Source organism: Segatella intestinalis (assembly GCF_029348455.1).
In the GTDB taxonomy this organism is placed as follows: domain Bacteria; phylum Bacteroidota; class Bacteroidia; order Bacteroidales; family Bacteroidaceae; genus Prevotella.
In genome coordinates, this window is the sequence record NZ_JARJVV010000009.1 from 24,719 (window position 1) to 42,130 (window position 17,412).

Below are 17,412 nucleotides of genomic sequence, written 5' to 3' on the forward strand. Positions count from 1 at the left end.
AATTCATGGGAATTCCCCCTGAAAACTTGAACAATAAACATACTAACATGAAAAAGATAATGATTTTTAGCGCAATATTCGCTGTTGCTATAAGCCTCAGCGCTTGCAGCAACAACGAAACCGACATCAGCTACGCTTCGGCCGAGACCATTACCCTCTCTTCCACCACGCTGAACTTCGAGAAGGAAGGAGGAACACAGACCGCCGAGGTGGAGAGCACACACGAGTTTGCCGCCTATTCCAACGACAGTTGGATCAAGGTGACACCCACCAATCCCGTAGGCAAGAAAGCCACCATCACCGTCACCGTGGGCGAGAACCTGGGCGCTGAGCGCACTGGCAACATCACCATCTGGTCGGGTGGCTCACGCCAGAACATCACCGTCACCCAGGCCAAGGGCGGACAGAACATCACTTGCCCTATCGAGGGCTACAACCTCGTATGGAACGACGAGTTCAGCGACAACGAATTGGGACCAGACTGGACTTACGAGATCAAGCCAGCCGGATGGGTGAACAACGAGTTGCAGAACTACGTGCGCGAGGACAAGGTGGCACAGGTTTCCAACGGAACACTGAAGATCAACCTCCTCGACGATGGCGGCACCATCAAGAGCGCTCGTCTCTACGCTCGTGAGTCCACAGGTTGGAAGTACGGATACATCGAGGCAAGCATCAAGCTCCCTAAGGGCAAGGGCACATGGCCCGCATTCTGGATGATGCCTGTCAATTGGCAGAACTGGCCTGGTGATGGCGAGATCGACATCATGGAGTCTGTGGGCTACGACCCCGACGTGGTTGTTTCCACCATCCACTGCACTAAGTACAACAACGGTGGCACTGCCATCGAGTCTGCACGCCGCAAGATCAGCAACTCACAGACCGAGTTCCACACCTACGGTATGGAGTGGACTGCAGAATACATGACCTTCTATGTGGATGGCGAGGAACTCCTCACCTATCGCAACGACGGCAGCGGCAAGGAGGCATGGCCTTTCGATGCAGCCTTCTACCCCATCCTCAACCTCGCCTGGGGCGGTGCCTGGGGCGGCGGCCAGGGCTTAGACCCATCTTGCTTACCTGCCACCATGGAGGTGGACTACGTTCGCGTATTCCAGAAGTAATTTTCCCCTGCATCTCATTAAGGAGTTAAGGAGTTAAAGAAGTTAAGGAGTTAAGACATATGCTTTGTTGTTTAAAAACAACGCCAAAATACGGTTGTCTTAACTCCTTTAATTAAACCCTCAAGACATTTGTCTTAACTCCTTTAACTCCTTAACTCCTTTAACTCCTGAAAAACCCCTTAACTCCTTTAACTCCTCAAGAAACTCCTGAAAAACACCTCAACTATCATTATTTTTTGCTTTGTTCTTGCGTATTTTAAAAAAAATTCATATTTTTGCAGGCTAACAGCAAAATACCTGAAAATGAAGAAAGCCAAACAAAGCCTAAAAATCATCCTTACTACGCAACTTTTCCTTGCGCTGTCAGTTCTCATAGGTCATGCACAGACCCCAAAGAGTGTCGACTCTCTGCTCCACTGCATCGACGAGACAATAGACAACTCTGCCCAATACGTCAGCCGCAAAGAGCAGCGCATCCGACAGCTGCAGCAACAGCTCTCGCAAGCCAAAAACCTACATGCCGAATACCAACTCTCTTATCGACTATACGAAGAGTACACACCCTTCGTCAACGACTCTGCCATCATCTACCTCAAACGCTGCATCGAGATTGCCCGGAAGACGGGCAAGCAATCAGAAGTAGGTAAGTGCCAGGCACTCATCGCCATCCGCTGCTCCAGCACAGGCAAGTTTATCGAGGCGCTCAACACCCTCAGCGCCATCGACACCACCCAGCTTGACAACATTGCCAAGGGCACGTATTATATGGCTTACAACCAGGTATACGGCGAAATCATATACTACCGCAACCCCATCACCCCCGAGGCGCAATACGGCGCCATGGCAGCCGAATACCGGCAACGAATGTATGCTGCGCTTCCCCCCACCAGCAATTCGGTATTTCAGTATCGTGAGCTCGACGCCCTCAATGCCCATGACAATCGGGAAGCTATGCGCATCAACGACCAGTGGCTCAGCCACGTAGAGAAAGGGTCGCATCCCTATGCCCTCGTCACCCTCTACCGCTATCTGGCATACAAGGCAGAGAACGACAGCACCCGCATGATGTACTGGCTGGCAGAATCAGTCCTCACCGACATCAAGAATGGCGTCATGGACCAAGGCTCCATGTGGGAAATGGCCAACCAGCTCATGGGCCTCAACGATGTCGACAGAGCCTACAAGTACATCAGTTTCAACAGTATCTGCGCTAACCGATTCGGCTCACGACAGCGACTGGCCCAGATATCGCCCCTGCTGTCGGTCATCGCCAAGATGTACAAAGACGAGAACGACCAGTACAACAGGCGACAGAACTATACCCTCTGCATCATCAGCATCCTGGCGTTGATGCTCCTCATCAGCGTGTTCTACGTCAGCCGACAGAGACATAAACTCGCCATCGCAAGAGACGACCTCGCCAAGACCAACCACCAACAGCACGAACTCAATGCACAGCTCAAGTCGCTTAACGAGCAGCTCTCCTGCACCAACAGCCAGCTCTCTGTGGTCAACCATGAACTCACCGACGCCAACCGTGTCAAGGAAGAGTATGTGGGCAGATTTATGCGCCTCTGCTCCATCTATATCAACAAGATAGAGGATTTGCGCAAGAGAGTGCACAAGAAGCTGAAGACACGCCAGTATGACGAATTGTACGAAATGACACGTCCACAGAACTTCAAGGAAGAAGAGTTAGAGGAATTCTACACCAACTTCGACTCCGCCTTTCTCCAGCTCTTCCCCCATTTCCTCGATTCCTTCAATGCCCTGCTGCGCCCCGAAGAGCGCATAGAACAGCCAAAGAAGGAACAACTCTCCACCCCTATCCGCATCTTCGCCCTTATCCGATTGGGCATCACCGACAGCAGCAAAATAGCGGAGTTCCTGCATTACAGTGTCAACACCATCTACAACTACAGAGCACATATCAAGAAAGGTGCCATCAACGACAAAGACTCCTTCGAGGAGGATGTAAGGAAGATCGGAACGTTCTAACATCTCTAATCTAACTTTCATAAAACTCAAACAGTGATGCTGTTGGCTTTGAGTTCTTAGTGACAGAAAGGAATGACAACTTCCATGACTTCACAAAATAACTTCTGAATACAATCATAAAAATCCCCTGAAAGGTTGCCTATATGCTAAGGCTTCCTTTCAGGGGATTCTCTTTAGCGCTTATACGAAGCGCTCAAAGGCTTTATTCTACTGTGAACATAACATTCTTCGTTTCTCTACTATTAGGGCCTACCATGACGTCGAAATCGCCAGATTCGAGAACATACTGTAGGTTGGCATTATAGAACTTCAGCATATCAGGAGTTATGTGGAAAATTACCTCCTTACTCTCGCCTGCAGCAAGATGAATGCGCTGAAAGCCTTTCAACTCTTTAACAGGACGGGAAATGCTTGCCACTTTATCTCGAATGTAAAGCTGTACGATTTCATCGGCTGCACAACGACCTGTGTTCGTAACACGAATGGTGGCAGTGATGTCGGCATGGTCGTTCCACGTATCGCTGTCGGCAGAGGCTACACTCGCTTTATGGGAACTCAACTGCAATGAACCATACTCAAAGGTGGTATAACTCAAGCCATATCCAAAAGGATAGAGGGCGCCATTGCGTACATCCAAGAAGTTGCTGGCATATTTGGCAAATCGAGGATTGTCATCGGGTACAGGACGTCCTGTATTTTGGTGATTGTAATAAAGAGGTTCCTGACCTGTAGCCTTGGGCAAAGAGGTGGTAAGCTTGCCACAGGGCACTTTGTCGCCAAAGACCACATCACAGATGGCATCGCCAGTCTCAGAACCGCCAAACCATACATTCATGATGGCAGGGATATGATTTTTCTCCCAAGTAAGCACGGTAGGACGACCAGAGAAATTGAGTAGCACGATGGGCTTACCTAATTGGGCAAGTTTTTCGAGCAAGTCACGCTGTGTGTCGGGCATACGCAAGTCGGTACGACTGGCACACTCACCGCTCATATCGGCAGTCTCGCCCATGGCACAAACGATAACATCAGCTTGACGTGCTATCTGCAAAGCCTCAGCCTTCAGCTTAGCATCATCCCCACGAGTTATAGTCTTGCCAAACTCACCATCTTTCTGTTCTTGCTCGTCGTAAACCACGTTGCAACCTTGAGCATAAAGCAAAGTAGCTTTTCCTGCAAGAGCCTTCTCCATACTCTCTTTGAGTGAGGAATAGCGGTCGTGAGTAGCTGCAACGCTCCAAGTACCACTCATATTGTTGCGCGTGTCGGCAAGCGGTCCGATGAGAGCTATCTTTCCCTTCTTGCTGAGTGGTAAAAGCTGTTGGTCGTTCTTGAGAAGTACAAAGGTTTCGGCAGCTATGTCACGTGCGGTCTGGCGATGGGCAGCGGTAAAGATGTCGGTCTTATGTCGCTTGCTGTCGCAGTAACGGTAAGGATCCTCGAAGAGTCCCAGCTTGTATTTAGCCTCTAAGATGCGACGGCAGGCGATGTCGATGTCAGCCTCGCTCACCTTGCCTTCCTTGACGCTCTGTTCCAGGAATCTCACGAAGCCCTGCGAGCACATGTCCATATCGGTTCCGGCCAGGAGCGTCTGCTCTGAAGCTTCCTTTAAGTCCTTAGCCGTTCCATGCTGTAGGATTTCACCTATAGAGCCATAATCGGTCACTACAAATCCTCTGAAATTCCATTGATTGCGCAGTACATCGGTCATCATCCAATGACTCGCTGTAGCGGGAACATAGTCGATGAGATTGAAGGAAGACATGACGCTTCCTACACCAGCCTCGACAACCATCTTGTAAGGAGGAAGATATTGATTGTACATACGCACCTTACTCATATCGGTCGTATTATAATCCTTACCTGATTCCACAGCACCATAGAGAGCAAAATGCTTGAGGCAAGCCATGATATGGTCTTTGGGAACAATATGTTCCTGACTCATGTCGACCGACTGATAACCACGGGTCATGGCAACACCCAAAACTCCACTCAGATAAGGGTCCTCGCCGAAGCCTTCACTGATACGTCCCCAGCGGGCATCGAGAGCCACGTCGACCATAGGCGAGAAGGTCCAGTTGATGCCGTCGGCGCTTGCCTCACGGGCAGAAACGGCTCCCACTTGCTTCAAAGCTTCTTCGCTCCACGTGCATGAGAGGGCAATGGGAATAGGGAAGATGGTCTCGTAACCATGAATAACGTCCATACCTACAAGGAGGGGAATACCAAGACGACTATTCCGAATGGCTACATCCTGTAAAGCTTTAATCTTGTCGAAACCCTTGATGTTGAACACGCCTCCCATTCTTCCAGCCGTAATATCGCCTGCCACCTGAGTGTCCATAGCATTTCCTGTAGTAATATCGCCTGCCACCATGAGGTTGAGCTGACCTATCTTCTCTTGAAGCGTCATCTTGGCCATCAATTGGTCGATATATTCCTTCATGGGAAGAATCTTCTTGCTGTCAACAGCTTTCTTAGACTGACGCTTAGCTTTCTGTTTTACTTGCACCGTCTTCCATGATGCTGATGGTGAGGCAGCTATCCCCATTAAAGGAAAAGCTGCCCCCAAAAGAATGAATGATGATAACAATAATTCTTTTTTCATGCTGATAATTTAGGGTTTAAGATATAATTCTGATAATTTACATGGATTATTCTTAGGAGAAACTAAGACATTTACTTCAGCTCAAAGGTTTTCTTAAGCTTCAAATTGTCGGAAGCATTACCTACCCATGCTTCAAACTGTCCTGCCTCAGCCTTCCAGCTTGCTGTAGTCTCGTCGTAGAAGCTGAGGGCGTCCTTGCCAAGGGTGATGCTGACGTCCTTGCTCTCGCCAGGCTTCAGACTCACCTTGCAGAAGCCTTTCAGCTCCTTGAGCGGACGGTCGACCGAGGCCTTGGCATCGTGCACATAGAGCTGTACGGTCTCAGATCCGGCACGCTGACCGATGTTCTTTACCTGTACGGTGAAGGTGATGGAGTCGGCAGCTGTCATCGATGCCTTGTCGGCACGCAGATTGCTGATGGCGAACTGGGTGTAGCTCAAACCGTGTCCGAAGGCGAACACAGGACGCTGCTTCTTGCGGTCGGCCCAACGATAACCGACATAAATACCTTCCTTATATTCCTCGTCAATGATATTTCCTTTGGTCTGAGCACCACCTTCCAGGCGCCATGTGCCGGGATAGGTATTGAGGGCATGGGCGCCCACATTCTGCAAAGACTTCACCCAGGTGAAGGGCAGCTTGCCCGATGGGTTGGCGTCGCCCGTGAGGACAGAAGCCAAAGCCTCGCCCGCCTCAGAGCCTAAATACCAGCCCTGCACGATGGCGGGAACCTTCTCGCGCCAAGGCATGGCCACAGCGTTGCCCGAGATGTTGACATAGACGAAGTTCTTGTTGGCAGCAGCCAGAGCTGTGATAAGCTTGTCCTGCGCATAGGGCAACTCATACTGCTGTCGGTCGTGGCCCTCGCAGTCCTGATAGTCGCTCTTGTTGAGTCCGCCGAAGAGGATGACACAGTCGGCCGCTTTCGCCTTCTCTACAGCCTCAGCGATGAGTTCTGCCTCGCTACGCTTGTCTTCCAGATTCTGACCTGTGGTGACGCCATTGTAAGCGCCAGTCACATCACCCACATAGCCTCGGGCAAAGTCAACCTCCACGCCGTCTTTGACCAGTCGTGCCTGCAGGCCCTGCAGAGGGGAAATCTCCCGCTGTACCTTGAGCGAGGAGCTGCCTCCACCCACGGTCATCATCTTGATGGCGTTCTCGCCCACCACGAGCACATGGCGCACCTTCTGAGTGTTGATGGGCAGCACGCGGTTGCGGTTCTGCAACAGCACGATGCCTTCCTCGGCTATCTGTCGGGCTGTGGCGTAATGTCCGTCGGAACAGAGGAAGCCGTGAGGACGATGGCGGTTCATCGTGGTGCGATAGAAGAGTCGCAGCACGCGACGCACCTTCTCGTCGAGCTCACGTGTGGTGTATTTGCCTTCCTGTATGGCCTTCAGATAGGGACGGGCGAGATAATAGCTGTCGTAGGCGTTGGAGGCGCCCCAGCTCAATCCGTTGGTCCAGGAGCCGAACTCCATGTCGAGTCCGTTCCTCACAGCCTGGTCGGTGTCGTGGGCTCCACCCCAGTCGCTCACCACCACTCCGTCGAACTGCCAGTCGTTCTTCAGAATCTTGTTCAGGGTGTACTGGTTATGGCAGTTGTGCTCGTTGCGATACAGGTTGTATGCGCCCATGATGGCCCATGCCTTGCCTTGCTCAACGGCAGTCTTGAAGGCAGGCAGATAGATTTCGTGCAGGGCACGGTCGCTCACCTTCACGTTCACCTGATGGCGATATTCCTCGTCGTTGTTCAGACAATAGTGCTTCACGCATGCCGACACGCCCTTCGACTGCAGTCCCTGTACGTAGGGCACTACCATGACAGAGGCGAGATAAGGGTCTTCGCCCATGTACTCGAAGTTACGTCCGTTGAGGGGAGTGCGGTAGATGTTGACGCCGGGTCCCAAGATCATGTCCTTGCCACGATAGAGAGCCTCCTCGCCCAATGCCTCGCCGTAGATACGGCTCATCTGAGGGTTCCAGGAGGCTGCAAGACAGGTAAGGGCAGGGAAAGCCACACACGAGTCGTTGGTCTGTCCTGCCTGATCCCATTCGTCCCACAGCACGTCGGGGCGCACACCGTGTGGACCATCGTCAGTCCAGAAGTCAGGAAATCCCAATCGTGGAACTCCAGCCGATGAAAACTTGCTCTGGGCGTGAATAACTCTTATTTTCTCCTGCAAGGTCATGCGGGAGAGGGCGTCCTCGATGCGTTGCTCTACGGGCTTGGTGTCGTCCAAATAGACGGGCATCTGCTGCGCCTGAACTGAGAAAACGGTTGTCAGCGACAACACGCAGGATAATGCTAAATGTTTCATAAGTTATATTGTTATTATTTTTTGCCGAGTGCAGCTAATCTTTTCTTCTGCAAAGATTTTGCAAATCGAATGCAGAATATCAAGCTTGCTTGAATATTATGCTGAGATGCAGCTAATCTTCTGCAAAGATAGCTAAAAAATCAAACAAAAGCTATTTCACTTAGTAAAATAGTGGATTCGTGTACATAATGCAAAACTGCAACCTTCTATAAACAAGCTGTTTACGCAAAAACAGCCTTTCGATTTAAGTGGAAGTTAATGAAAAGTCGGTTAGTCGAAAAAGGGGTAAATAATGGGGCGATTTTTAAGTGTCAGGATTGGCTGGAGAGCACATAGCAGTACAGAGAATGTTGCACACCCGTCGCCACCTTGCCGCCTCCCCTGTCTTCAAGGGCATTCCCGATTTCCGCCAGACGAGAATCGCCATGCTGAGAGCCACTACCGTGAAGGAACTGAAAGAGATTTTGAAAGAATGCCGAGAGAGAATCAAGGCGATAGAATAATACAAGTATCTAAGTAAAGGGAGACTCCAACGATGTTGATTGGAATCTCCTCATACTATTTAAAATAATTTTGTATATAAGCTATCAATTGTTTATTCTTGTATATAGGTCTTTGTAAAGATCTACCTCCATTAAAACCATGTCTTTTTAGGTTTTCCTCCTTCAAAAGGTTATTATTACTTTCACCTATAAGTTTCAAACGAGAAGTTAAATCCCTTGGAGCTTTCTCTACCCAAAATTCAGAATCTTCTCTAGGAATACCACAAGCCTCTACTATTGTTTTAAAACGTATATTTCGGCTATTTGACATAAACAAATAAACGACATCTCCAACTTCAAATCCATAAGAATCCACCCAACTAACAAAACCTTTTGTCAACAAACATCTTGTGTGATTACATTTACGTTCATTAGCAAAAACCACCCAAACTCTACACTCTTTTCCCATTATTGTTCCATAAAATATTTTATCATATCATCTATTGTTGCTTTATATAGTCTACCAAAATCAGAGCTAATACCGTTTGGTTCCCATACCTTAAAGCATTTCTGTCCTAAAGTCGTACTATAGGCCAAACTATAAGTCTGTCCCATTACTTCAAAATCAAAATGCTCACCTTTTTTAGCATTTTTCAGTGCTTCAGAGAAATCTTGAAGATTTTTTATCGTAGTCTCTTTATCACCCAATAAAAAGATAACAGGGTCATGAAACTTCGAATTATTGCGTAAAATAACTGAGTAAGTATCCCCTTTTTCAGTCATAGTTTTAGTCAACGTAACCGAACCATTAGTAAAGCTCTTGAGCTTTTCTATAGTTGCAGTTTTCTTTAACTGAGCAAAGCTTGCCATAGGTACAACACACAACAGCCATGCCATGATTATATTTCTTATCTGTTTCATTTGTTTAAGCATTCAAAATTACTAAATTATTTATTGTCTCATCCACAACAGATCAAAATACATGAGCCTTGTAGCCATTTTAATAGGTTGTCCTTTCTTTCCTCCTGTATAAAGGAATTCTTGTTCTTCAGAAGAAAACAAAGGTTGGAACCCATTCTTCTGATAAAAAGAGATAACCTCTGGAGCGTTGATAGCATCTACGATAACAAAGCGACAACCAGATTTATTGTCATGTGACATGAACCAACCCTTAATAAAGTCTATAACCTCGCTTCCGATTCCTTTTCCACAAAAATCTTTATTCACTCCCAATCGACCAATCAAAACACCCGGATAACGGCGAAGAGGTTTCTCATGATGAGTAAGACTTTTCATATAATCTTTACGGCTTCTTGGTAGATCGTAAATACGAATACTATCATTAGAAACAGTAAAAGTACAAACTATCTTGGTAGGGTCATCTGTTTTGCGAAAGCAATAAGATTTTCCCATCAAATAATAAGCATATCGTGTGGCATCATTCCTGAAGAAATCATCTAAATCTTCATTGCCACACGAAAAGGGTTGACAGATAGATAATAGATCATCTGTCAATTCACCGAAAAAGCATTGTGAATTCAGAAACATAATACCCCTTTCTTACTTCATTCCTGCCTTTTCTAAAATACTACGCGCCATTACGCAATAAGGATGTTCTTCTATATTATTGAAACCCTTAAAATTGCGCTCGGCCTCTTCTGCATGACGCAAAAACTCTTTAGCTTCTTTGCCATGTAACGTTGGTATAGCTTTAATTGCTGTTGCCATAATTTTAATCTCCTGTAATTTTGCCAAATGCCAACCTATCACAACACAAATAGGTTGCTGTTTATTTTACTGTTTCAATATCGAAGCACCTTCGAGCATGGCGAGAGCCTTGTTCTCGTTCTCCTCCATGATCTCGCGCTCGCCCGGGCCCTTGTCGTTGATGCCGCACAAGTGCAGGATGCCGTGAATGATGACACGATGCAACTCGTCGTCGTAGGTCTTGCCGAACTGCTCGGCATTGGTGCGCACAGTATCGAGCGAGATGACAATATCGCCGTTGATGACATCGCCCTCATCGTAATCGAAGGTGATGACATCGGTGTAATAATCATGGCCCAAATACTCGTTGTTGACCTCGAGAATCTTCTCGTCGTCTACAAACATGTAGCCCACCTCGCCCACTTTGCGTCCGTGTGAAGCAGCCACTTTGCGAATCCATGCGCTGGTTTCGCGCTTCTTGATTTTAGGCATTTTCACGCCTTCTACACTATATGTTATCATACTTCTTATGGAGTTAAGGAGTTAAGGAGTTAAAGGAGTCAAGACAACACCTTTTCGTTCCTATTCTCCATTTATACTATATATTTTTTTATTATCTTTTTAAGCTCTTGAATTCTTCACTCTTCGTTCTTCACTCTTCACTTCTTAGGCAGAAATTCATCCACTTCTCTTCCGAAGAATCTCAACTCCCTGACGAGCGTAGAACTGATGCTGCTGTAGCGGGGATCGGAGAAAAGGAGAATGGTCTCCACACCACCCAACTGCTTGTTGATGTCGGCCTGCTCACGCTCGTACTCAAAGTCTTTTGCGCTCCTCACGCCTCTCACCAGAAACTTGGCTCCAAGACGATGCGCCAGGTCGATGGTAAGGTCGTCGTAGGCTACTACCTCCATGCGATAACCCTTCGAAGCATCTTGCACATCTATCAGCTCTGTACACTCCTTCGGAAAAACAGCCTTGATGTCCTCCACACGCTGAGAAATCTCTTCCGTGGCATGTTTGAGCTTACTCATCGCTACAGCTATCACCAATTTATCAAACATGGGGAGCGCACGTTCTGCTATATTTTGATGCCCGATTGTAAATGGGTCGAAAGTTCCCGTAAATATTCCTATCTTCATGTAGTTAAAGTTCTTCTATCAAATTCTTCACTCAAACAAGTCTCCCTGCATGATGTTGCTGCCATAGGGATTGCGTCCCAGATGGTCGTAGGCAAGCTTAGTGGCCATGCGTCCGCGCGAGGTTCGCTTGATGAATCCCTCCATGATGAGGTAAGGCTCGTACACCTCCTCGATGGTTCCAGCATCCTCGCCGATGGCTGTGGCAATCGTTCCCACGCCCACCGGTCCGCCATGAAACTTGTCGATGATGGTGGTGAGAATCTTGTTGTCGATCTCGTCCAGACCATACTGGTCGATGTTGAGCGCACGGAGCGAGAACTCAGCAATGTCGTAGGTAATGGTGCCGTTGCCTTTCACCTGGGCGAAGTCGCGCACACGGCGCAACAGCGAGTTGGCGATACGGGGCGTACCGCGTGAGCGGCGCGAAATCTCAGCCGCAGCCTCTTCCTCGATAGGCACTTTCAGGAGCATGGCGCTGCGCTTCACGATCTTTTGCAACGTTGGCGGATTGTAGTACTCCAAGTGCAGGTTGATGCCGAAACGGGCACGCAGAGGCGCTGTGAGCGAACCGCTGCGGGTAGTGGCTCCTACAAGGGTAAAGGGATTGAGGTCGATCTGAATGCTGCGGGCCGACGGACCCTTGTCGATCATGATGTCGATGCGATAGTCCTCCATGGCCGAGTAGAGATATTCTTCCACTACGGGCGACAAACGGTGAATCTCGTCGATGAAGAGCACGTCGTTGGGTTCCAGCGAGGTAAGAATGCCTGCCAGATCGCCCGGCTTGTCGAGCACAGGGCCCGATGTAATCTTCAGTCCCACGCCCAGCTCGTTGGCGATGATGTTGCTCAGCGTCGTCTTGCCCAGTCCTGGTGGACCGTGCAGCAGTGTATGATCGAGCGGTTCGCCGCGATACTTGGCTGCCTCGACAAACACCTGCAGGTTGTCCACCACGCCCGTCTGTCCGCTGAAGTCAGAGAACTTCAAGGGTCGCAGCGCCTTCTCGAATTCCTTTTCGGCAGGCGAAACCGACTCATTTCTTATGTCAAAATCTTCGTTCATTCCGTAATATCTTATATTTTGTGCAAAGTTACACAATTGTATCAGAAATAAAAAGGAATTCACGAAAAAATCGACAAAAACCTTTGCTCACAACAAATATAATCACTACTTTTGCACCCACATTCCGAACAGAACGTATATAAGAGGGCGACAAACATTCTAAAAATATATAGGTTATGTTACATTTATTTCAGGCGCTCAGCCGTTTGCTGGCCAATTACACCTCCATCTTCGTGATAGGAGTAGCTGTATTCACATTCTTCTTCCCACATACCTTCGACTGGGTACGCGGAATCACCCAGACCGTCATTCTCGGCATCATCATGCTCACCATGGGACTGACTCTCACCACCAACGATTTCAAGATTTTGGCGCAACGCCCCCTTGATGTCTTCATCGGTGCCTGCGCCCAGTTCATCATCATGCCGGGCGTGGCCTACCTCCTTGTCCACGTATGGCACCTCGACCCTGCCCTTGCCCTCGGCATTCTGCTCGTGGGCTGTTGTCCTGGCGGTGTGTCGAGCAACATCATGAGCTATCTCTGTCATGGCGACGTGGCTTTCTCGGTGGGAATGACCTGTGCCTCCACCATCCTCGCTCCTGTCATGACGCCGCTGCTGATGAAGATTACAGCTGGCGAAATCATCCATATCGACGCCATCGGCATGTTCCAGGGCATTCTGCTCGTCACCATCATCCCTGTAGCCATCGGCTGCACACTCAACTACATTTACGGCAAGAGGGAGTGTTTCCCTACCATTCAGAGCCTGATGCCCGGCATCAGCGTCACCTGCCTGGCAATCATCGTGGGCGGCGTTATCTCTACCGTTCACGACGACCTCGTGGCACGCGGCATGATGCTCTTCCTCTGGACCTTTGCCGTCGTCTTCTGCCACAACACCCTGGGCTATTGCCTCGGCTGGCTGGCCGGTAAGTTGGCAGGCTTCAACACAGCCAAGAAGCGCACCATCAGCATCGAGGTGGGAATGCAGAACGCCGGTCTTGCCACCGTCCTGGCCGGAAACTTCTTTGCCGCCCAGCCCCTTGCCGTACTTCCTTGTGCCATTAGTTGCGCCTGGCACAGCATTTCGGGCACAATTCTTGCAGGAATCTACCTGAAATGGGACAAAATGCACGGGAAAGGTTAATAACTGAACTATCCAATAAACACCCCATAAAAAAATCGGCTCTTTCCTCATCTTTGTGAAGAAAGAGCCGATTTCATATCTGCTATTTGCCATACGTAAGCAACTGCACCGCACGCATCACAATCTCGTTCGTCTCGTTCCAAACCTGGAAATACTGGCTCATATCCCAAATATCTCGCGCTACAAGGGCTTTGAGCTGTATGGACAGGTATTTCTTCGTCTGAGCCAATTCGGCGGCGTCACGGGGCTCTATTTTCTCTTTCTTGCCATCGGCGATGATTTCCTCTACAAGGCTCTGAGGAACCTCATAGCTTGCCAGGAACTTACCAAAATCCTTGTACTGGCTCTTCAGCTCTTGGCGATGGGTGTCGATGAACTTCAGGCTGTGGTTGATGACGATGCTCTTGGCTGTAAGCAAGCGGTGCATCTTGGTGTACTTGGTCGTATCGAGCGGCACGAAATAATCGGGCATGATGCCTCCGCCGCCATAAACCACACGATGCTTGCGCAGGGTGTAATACTTCAGAGAGTCGGACAGATGGATGCTGTCCTGGTTGGTGAACTCGCCGTGCTTGTAGCGGTTGTCGAGATCCATGGCATAATCCTCGCGCTCGCCCTTCTTGTAAGGCTTTTGGATGCATCGGCCGCTCGGCGTATAGTAATGAGCTATGGTGAGACGTATCTCGCTGCCATCCTCAAAGGTAAGAGGACGCTGCACCAATCCCTTGCCAAAAGTGCGACGACCTACGACAACGCCTCGGTCCTGGTCTTGTATGGCACCCGAAACGATCTCGGCTGCCGAAGCCGAGAACTCGTTGGTGAGAACCACGAGCTTGCCCTTGCGCCAGCGCCCGTTGGCCTCAGCACGGAACTCCTGTCGAGGCGCTGTACGGCCATTGGTGTAGACGATGAGGTCGCCTTTCTCCAAGAACTCGTTGGCTATCTTGGCTGCCGTCTGAAGATAGCCTCCACCATTGTCCTGAAGGTCGAAGATGAGGTCTTTCATGCCTTTCTTCTTGAGCGAGTCCATAGCGACAGAAACCTCCTTGTGGCTGGTCATTCCGAAGCTGCCCAGACGGATGTATCCGATTCCGGGGCGAATCATATAGGCTGCATCCATCGTGGTGACTGGTATCTTGTCGCGCTTAACACGGAAGGAAAGCTTGTCCTTGATGCCACGGCGCACAACAGTGAGGTTGACTATGGTTCCCTTGGGTCCGCGAAGGCGCTTCATGATTTCTTCCTTGCTCATCTTGACGCCTGCGATGGCTGTGTCGTTGACTGCCACAATGCGGTCGCCGGCTATGATGCCCACTTTCTCGGAAGGCCCGTTGACAACGGGCTGAATGACGAGGAGTGAGTCGTCGACCATGTTAAACTGCACACCGATGCCATCAAAAGAGCCGTTGAGCGACTCATTCATCGCCTGTGTCTCCTTGGCTGTGGTGTAAGAGGAATGAGGGTCGAGCTTCTCCAACATGCCACGAATGGCATCCTCGACAAGCTTGTTCTCGTCGACGCTGTCGACATAGAGATTGGCAATGGCTATCTCTGCCCTGCCCAACTTCTCTATCGGGCTGTTCTTGCCCATTCTGATGCGCATCTGGGCACTGGCAGAAGTTACTGCCAGAAATGCTACCAGTGCAAACAATAGATATTTCTTCATAAATTCATATTTTACTTGAGTTTCGCAAGCTCAGAAGTTAAAGGAGTTAAAGGAGTTATCGCTCCCTATGGTCGCTGAGGAGTTAAGACAAATCCATGCCTTTTTGTTAATCCGTGACTATCAATTCTAATCCAACGGATCAGAGTCTTCATCTGGAATATCTTCCTCGATCACCAAGTTGTCGATAATGAAGTTCTGGCGCTCCATGGTGTTCTTGCCCATGTAGTACTCTAAGAGTTTCTGCACCTGGTCGGTTTTGTGCAGAGTGACTTGTTCCAGTCGCATGTCTGGACCGATGAAATGGGCAAACTCTTCGGGAGAAATCTCGCCGAGACCCTTGAATCGGGTGATTTCAGGATCAGGTCCCAAGTCGCGGATGGACTGCTGGCGCTCCTCATCGCTATAGCAATAGTGCGTGATGAAGTCGCTCTTCTTCTCCTTCGGTCCCAACTTAGCGTCGGCATCGGCTATGGCCTGCTTGTTCTTTATCTTGGTTCGCTTGTTGCGCACACGGAACAAAGGCGTCTGCAGCACGTAGACATGGCCTTTCTTGATGAGGTCGGGGAAGAACTGCAGGAAGAAGGTGATGATAAGCAGACGAATGTGCATTCCGTCGACATCGGCATCGGTAGCCACGACAACCTTGTTGTAACGCAGCGAGTCGAGACCGTCCTCTATGTCGAGGGCTGCCTGGAGAAGATTAAATTCCTCGTTCTCGTACACCACTTTCTTGGTAAGACCAAAGCTGTTGAGCGGCTTACCGCGCAGGGAGAACACAGCCTGGGTGTTCACGTCGCGGCTCTTGGTGATGCTTCCGCTGGCAGAATCGCCCTCTGTAATGAAGATGGAGCTTTCCTCCTTGCGTTCGTTCTTGGCGTCGCTGAAATGGATGCGGCAGTCGCGCAACTTGCGGTTGTGCAGATTGGCCTTCTTGGCACGCTCGCGCGCCAGCTTGGTGACGCCAGCCATCGCCTTTCGCTCGCGCTCACTCTCCTTGATTTTGCTCTCCAGCACCTCGGCCACGTCTTTATGGATGTGAAGATAGTTGTCCACCTCTTTCTTCAGAAAATCGCCCACATACTTGTTGATGGTCTCGCCGCCATTGGGAGTCATCGTGGTACTGCCGAGCTTGATCTTCGTCTGACTCTCGAAGACGGGTTCCTCGACATTGATGGCTATAGCTGCCACCAGGCCGTTGCGAATGTCGCCATACTCGTACTTACCGAAGAATTCCTTGATGGTCTTGGCAATGTGCTCCTTGAAGGCGCTCTGATGAGTTCCGCCCTGCGTGGTGTGCTGACCGTTGACAAAGGAATAATACTCCTCGCCATACTGGTTGGTGTGGGTGAAAGCCACCTCGATGTCCTCGCCCTTCATGTGGATGATGTCGTAGAGACCGTCATTGGTCATGTTGTCGGTAAGAAGATCCTGCAAACCGTGGCGGCTCAGGATGCGACGACCATTGTGCATGATGGTAAGGCCCGTATTGAGATAGGTGTAGTTGCGAAGCATCGTCTCCACGATGTCATCGTGGAAGCTGTAGTTCTTGAAGAGAGTGTTGTCGGGCTCGAAAAAGATGTAGGTTCCGTTCTCATCCTCGGTCTTTGAGGTCTTGTCGCTCTTCAGAACGCCCCGTTCGAAGACAAGATGGCGCACCTTTCCCTCGCGGAAAGACTTCACCTCGAAATGAGAGCTGAGGGCATTGACCGCCTTCACACCCACACCATTCAGGCCCACACTCTTCTTGAAGGCCTTGCTGTCGTACTTGCCACCAGTATTGAGCACGCTGACAGCCTCGACAAGCTTGCCCTGCGGAATGCCTCGGCCATAATCGCGCACGCTGACACGAAGATTGTCCTCGATGTCGATTTCGAGTCGAGCTCCGGCGCCCATCTTGAACTCGTCGATGGAGTTGTCCACCACCTCTTTCAAGAGCACATAGATACCGTCTTCGGGCAGATTGCCATCGCCCAAACGTCCGATGTACATACCTGGACGGGTACGTACATGCTCCATATCACTCAAGTGCCGGATGTTGTCATCAGTATATTGTACTGTATTGCTGTTTTCCTCTGCCATATTTTCCTCCTATATTTTTTCAAGATTGTTATGTTGTTGTACTCTCAAGATTCACTGGCTCTGAGAATCTGC

At 49.6% G+C, this 17,412-nt stretch carries 14 protein-coding genes and 1 pseudogene; 4 read left to right on the top strand and 11 right to left on the bottom strand.

What is annotated here, in order from left to right; all coding sequences use genetic code 11:
- Positions 1-59: 59 nt before the first annotated feature.
- Together P3T48_RS07270 and susR are read left to right on the top strand one after the other, a co-directional pair.
- Positions 60-1,124, top strand: a complete 1,065-nt coding sequence (locus P3T48_RS07270) for a family 16 glycosylhydrolase (RefSeq protein ID WP_276506210.1) — start codon at positions 60-62, stop codon at positions 1,122-1,124.
- A gap of 303 nt (positions 1,125-1,427) precedes the next feature.
- Positions 1,428-3,122: a SusR family glycan utilization regulator gene (susR, locus tag P3T48_RS07275; RefSeq protein WP_276506211.1), complete on the top strand. Its 1,695-nt coding sequence runs from the start codon at positions 1,428-1,430 to the stop codon at positions 3,120-3,122.
- 202 nt (positions 3,123-3,324) lie between these two features.
- Here the strand turns inward: susR and bglX are convergent, their stop codons facing one another.
- Both bglX and P3T48_RS07285 read right to left on the bottom strand, forming a co-directional pair.
- Complete coding sequence (gene bglX, locus P3T48_RS07280) at positions 3,325-5,730, bottom strand: beta-glucosidase BglX (RefSeq protein WP_276506212.1); 2,406 nt, start codon at positions 5,728-5,730, stop codon at positions 3,325-3,327.
- Positions 5,731-5,801: 71 nt separating this feature from the next.
- Complete coding sequence (locus tag P3T48_RS07285) at positions 5,802-8,054, bottom strand: beta-glucosidase (protein WP_276506213.1); 2,253 nt, start codon at positions 8,052-8,054, stop codon at positions 5,802-5,804.
- A gap of 347 nt (positions 8,055-8,401) precedes the next feature.
- On the opposite strand from P3T48_RS07285, the pseudogene P3T48_RS07290 reads away from it, so the two are divergent.
- Positions 8,402-8,557 (top strand): annotated as a pseudogene (locus P3T48_RS07290) (tRNA dihydrouridine synthase DusB); the annotation flags it as partial.
- Positions 8,558-8,612: 55 nt separating this feature from the next.
- Here P3T48_RS07290 and P3T48_RS07295 read toward each other — a convergent pair.
- The 7 genes from P3T48_RS07295 to ruvB all read right to left on the bottom strand — a co-directional run bounded on the left by P3T48_RS07295 (position 8,613) and on the right by ruvB (position 12,447).
- A complete protein-coding gene (locus tag P3T48_RS07295) occupies positions 8,613-9,005 on the bottom strand; it encodes a hypothetical protein (protein ID WP_276506214.1) in 393 nt (130 codons plus the stop codon).
- Positions 9,005-9,457, bottom strand: coding sequence for a hypothetical protein (locus P3T48_RS07300; RefSeq protein ID WP_276506215.1), 453 nt, complete (start codon positions 9,455-9,457; stop codon positions 9,005-9,007). The genes P3T48_RS07295 and P3T48_RS07300 overlap by 1 nt, the downstream gene beginning before the upstream one ends.
- A gap of 30 nt (positions 9,458-9,487) precedes the next feature.
- Positions 9,488-10,084, bottom strand: a complete 597-nt coding sequence (locus P3T48_RS07305; RefSeq protein WP_276506216.1) for a GNAT family N-acetyltransferase — start codon at positions 10,082-10,084, stop codon at positions 9,488-9,490.
- A gap of 12 nt (positions 10,085-10,096) precedes the next feature.
- On the bottom strand, positions 10,097-10,264 hold the full coding sequence (locus P3T48_RS07310) for a hypothetical protein (RefSeq protein ID WP_022253280.1): 168 nt from the start codon (positions 10,262-10,264) through the stop codon (positions 10,097-10,099).
- A gap of 66 nt (positions 10,265-10,330) precedes the next feature.
- Complete coding sequence (gene ybeY, locus P3T48_RS07315) at positions 10,331-10,765, bottom strand: rRNA maturation RNase YbeY (RefSeq protein WP_276506217.1); 435 nt, start codon at positions 10,763-10,765, stop codon at positions 10,331-10,333.
- Positions 10,766-10,902: 137 nt separating this feature from the next.
- Positions 10,903-11,385 carry a pantetheine-phosphate adenylyltransferase gene (coaD, locus tag P3T48_RS07320; protein WP_276506218.1) on the bottom strand — a complete coding sequence of 161 codons (483 nt, stop codon included), beginning with the start codon at positions 11,383-11,385 and terminating at the stop codon, positions 10,903-10,905.
- Between the two features lie 27 nt (positions 11,386-11,412).
- A complete protein-coding gene (ruvB, locus tag P3T48_RS07325; protein ID WP_022253277.1) occupies positions 11,413-12,447 on the bottom strand; it encodes a Holliday junction branch migration DNA helicase RuvB in 1,035 nt (344 codons plus the stop codon).
- A gap of 176 nt (positions 12,448-12,623) precedes the next feature.
- Here ruvB and P3T48_RS07330 point away from each other — a divergent pair, with 176 nt between their 5' ends.
- On the top strand, positions 12,624-13,595 hold the full coding sequence (locus P3T48_RS07330) for a bile acid:sodium symporter family protein (protein WP_276506219.1): 972 nt from the start codon (positions 12,624-12,626) through the stop codon (positions 13,593-13,595).
- An 82-nt stretch (positions 13,596-13,677) separates the two neighbouring features.
- Here P3T48_RS07330 and P3T48_RS07335 read toward each other — a convergent pair whose 3' ends face one another.
- On the bottom strand, positions 13,678-15,261 hold the full coding sequence (locus tag P3T48_RS07335; RefSeq protein WP_276506220.1) for a S41 family peptidase: 1,584 nt from the start codon (positions 15,259-15,261) through the stop codon (positions 13,678-13,680).
- Between the two features lie 126 nt (positions 15,262-15,387).
- Positions 15,388-17,340, bottom strand: a complete 1,953-nt coding sequence (locus tag P3T48_RS07340; RefSeq protein WP_276506221.1) for a DNA topoisomerase IV subunit B — start codon at positions 17,338-17,340, stop codon at positions 15,388-15,390.
- Positions 17,341-17,412 lie beyond the last annotated feature (72 nt).

Bases quoted from the DNA above. Each gene is read 5' to 3' on its own strand.
- P3T48_RS07270 (WP_276506210.1), top strand. From the start codon at position 60: ATGATTTTTAGCGCAATATTCGCTGTTGCTATAAGCCTCAGCGCTTGC.
- susR (WP_276506211.1), top strand. From the start codon at position 1,428: ATGAAGAAAGCCAAACAAAGCCTAAAAATCATCCTTACTACGCAACTT.
- bglX (WP_276506212.1), bottom strand. From the start codon at position 5,730: ATGAAAAAAGAATTATTGTTATCATCATTCATTCTTTTGGGGGCAGCT.
- P3T48_RS07285 (WP_276506213.1), bottom strand. From the start codon at position 8,054: ATGAAACATTTAGCATTATCCTGCGTGTTGTCGCTGACAACCGTTTTC.
- P3T48_RS07295 (WP_276506214.1), bottom strand. From the start codon at position 9,005: ATGGGAAAAGAGTGTAGAGTTTGGGTGGTTTTTGCTAATGAACGTAAA.
- P3T48_RS07300 (WP_276506215.1), bottom strand. From the start codon at position 9,457: ATGAAACAGATAAGAAATATAATCATGGCATGGCTGTTGTGTGTTGTA.
- P3T48_RS07305 (WP_276506216.1), bottom strand. From the start codon at position 10,084: ATGTTTCTGAATTCACAATGCTTTTTCGGTGAATTGACAGATGATCTA.
- P3T48_RS07310 (WP_022253280.1), bottom strand. From the start codon at position 10,264: ATGGCAACAGCAATTAAAGCTATACCAACGTTACATGGCAAAGAAGCT.
- ybeY (WP_276506217.1), bottom strand. From the start codon at position 10,765: ATGATAACATATAGTGTAGAAGGCGTGAAAATGCCTAAAATCAAGAAG.
- coaD (WP_276506218.1), bottom strand. From the start codon at position 11,385: ATGAAGATAGGAATATTTACGGGAACTTTCGACCCATTTACAATCGGG.
- ruvB (WP_022253277.1), bottom strand. From the start codon at position 12,447: ATGAACGAAGATTTTGACATAAGAAATGAGTCGGTTTCGCCTGCCGAA.
- P3T48_RS07330 (WP_276506219.1), top strand. From the start codon at position 12,624: ATGTTACATTTATTTCAGGCGCTCAGCCGTTTGCTGGCCAATTACACC.
- P3T48_RS07335 (WP_276506220.1), bottom strand. From the start codon at position 15,261: ATGAAGAAATATCTATTGTTTGCACTGGTAGCATTTCTGGCAGTAACT.
- P3T48_RS07340 (WP_276506221.1), bottom strand. From the start codon at position 17,340: ATGGCAGAGGAAAACAGCAATACAGTACAATATACTGATGACAACATC.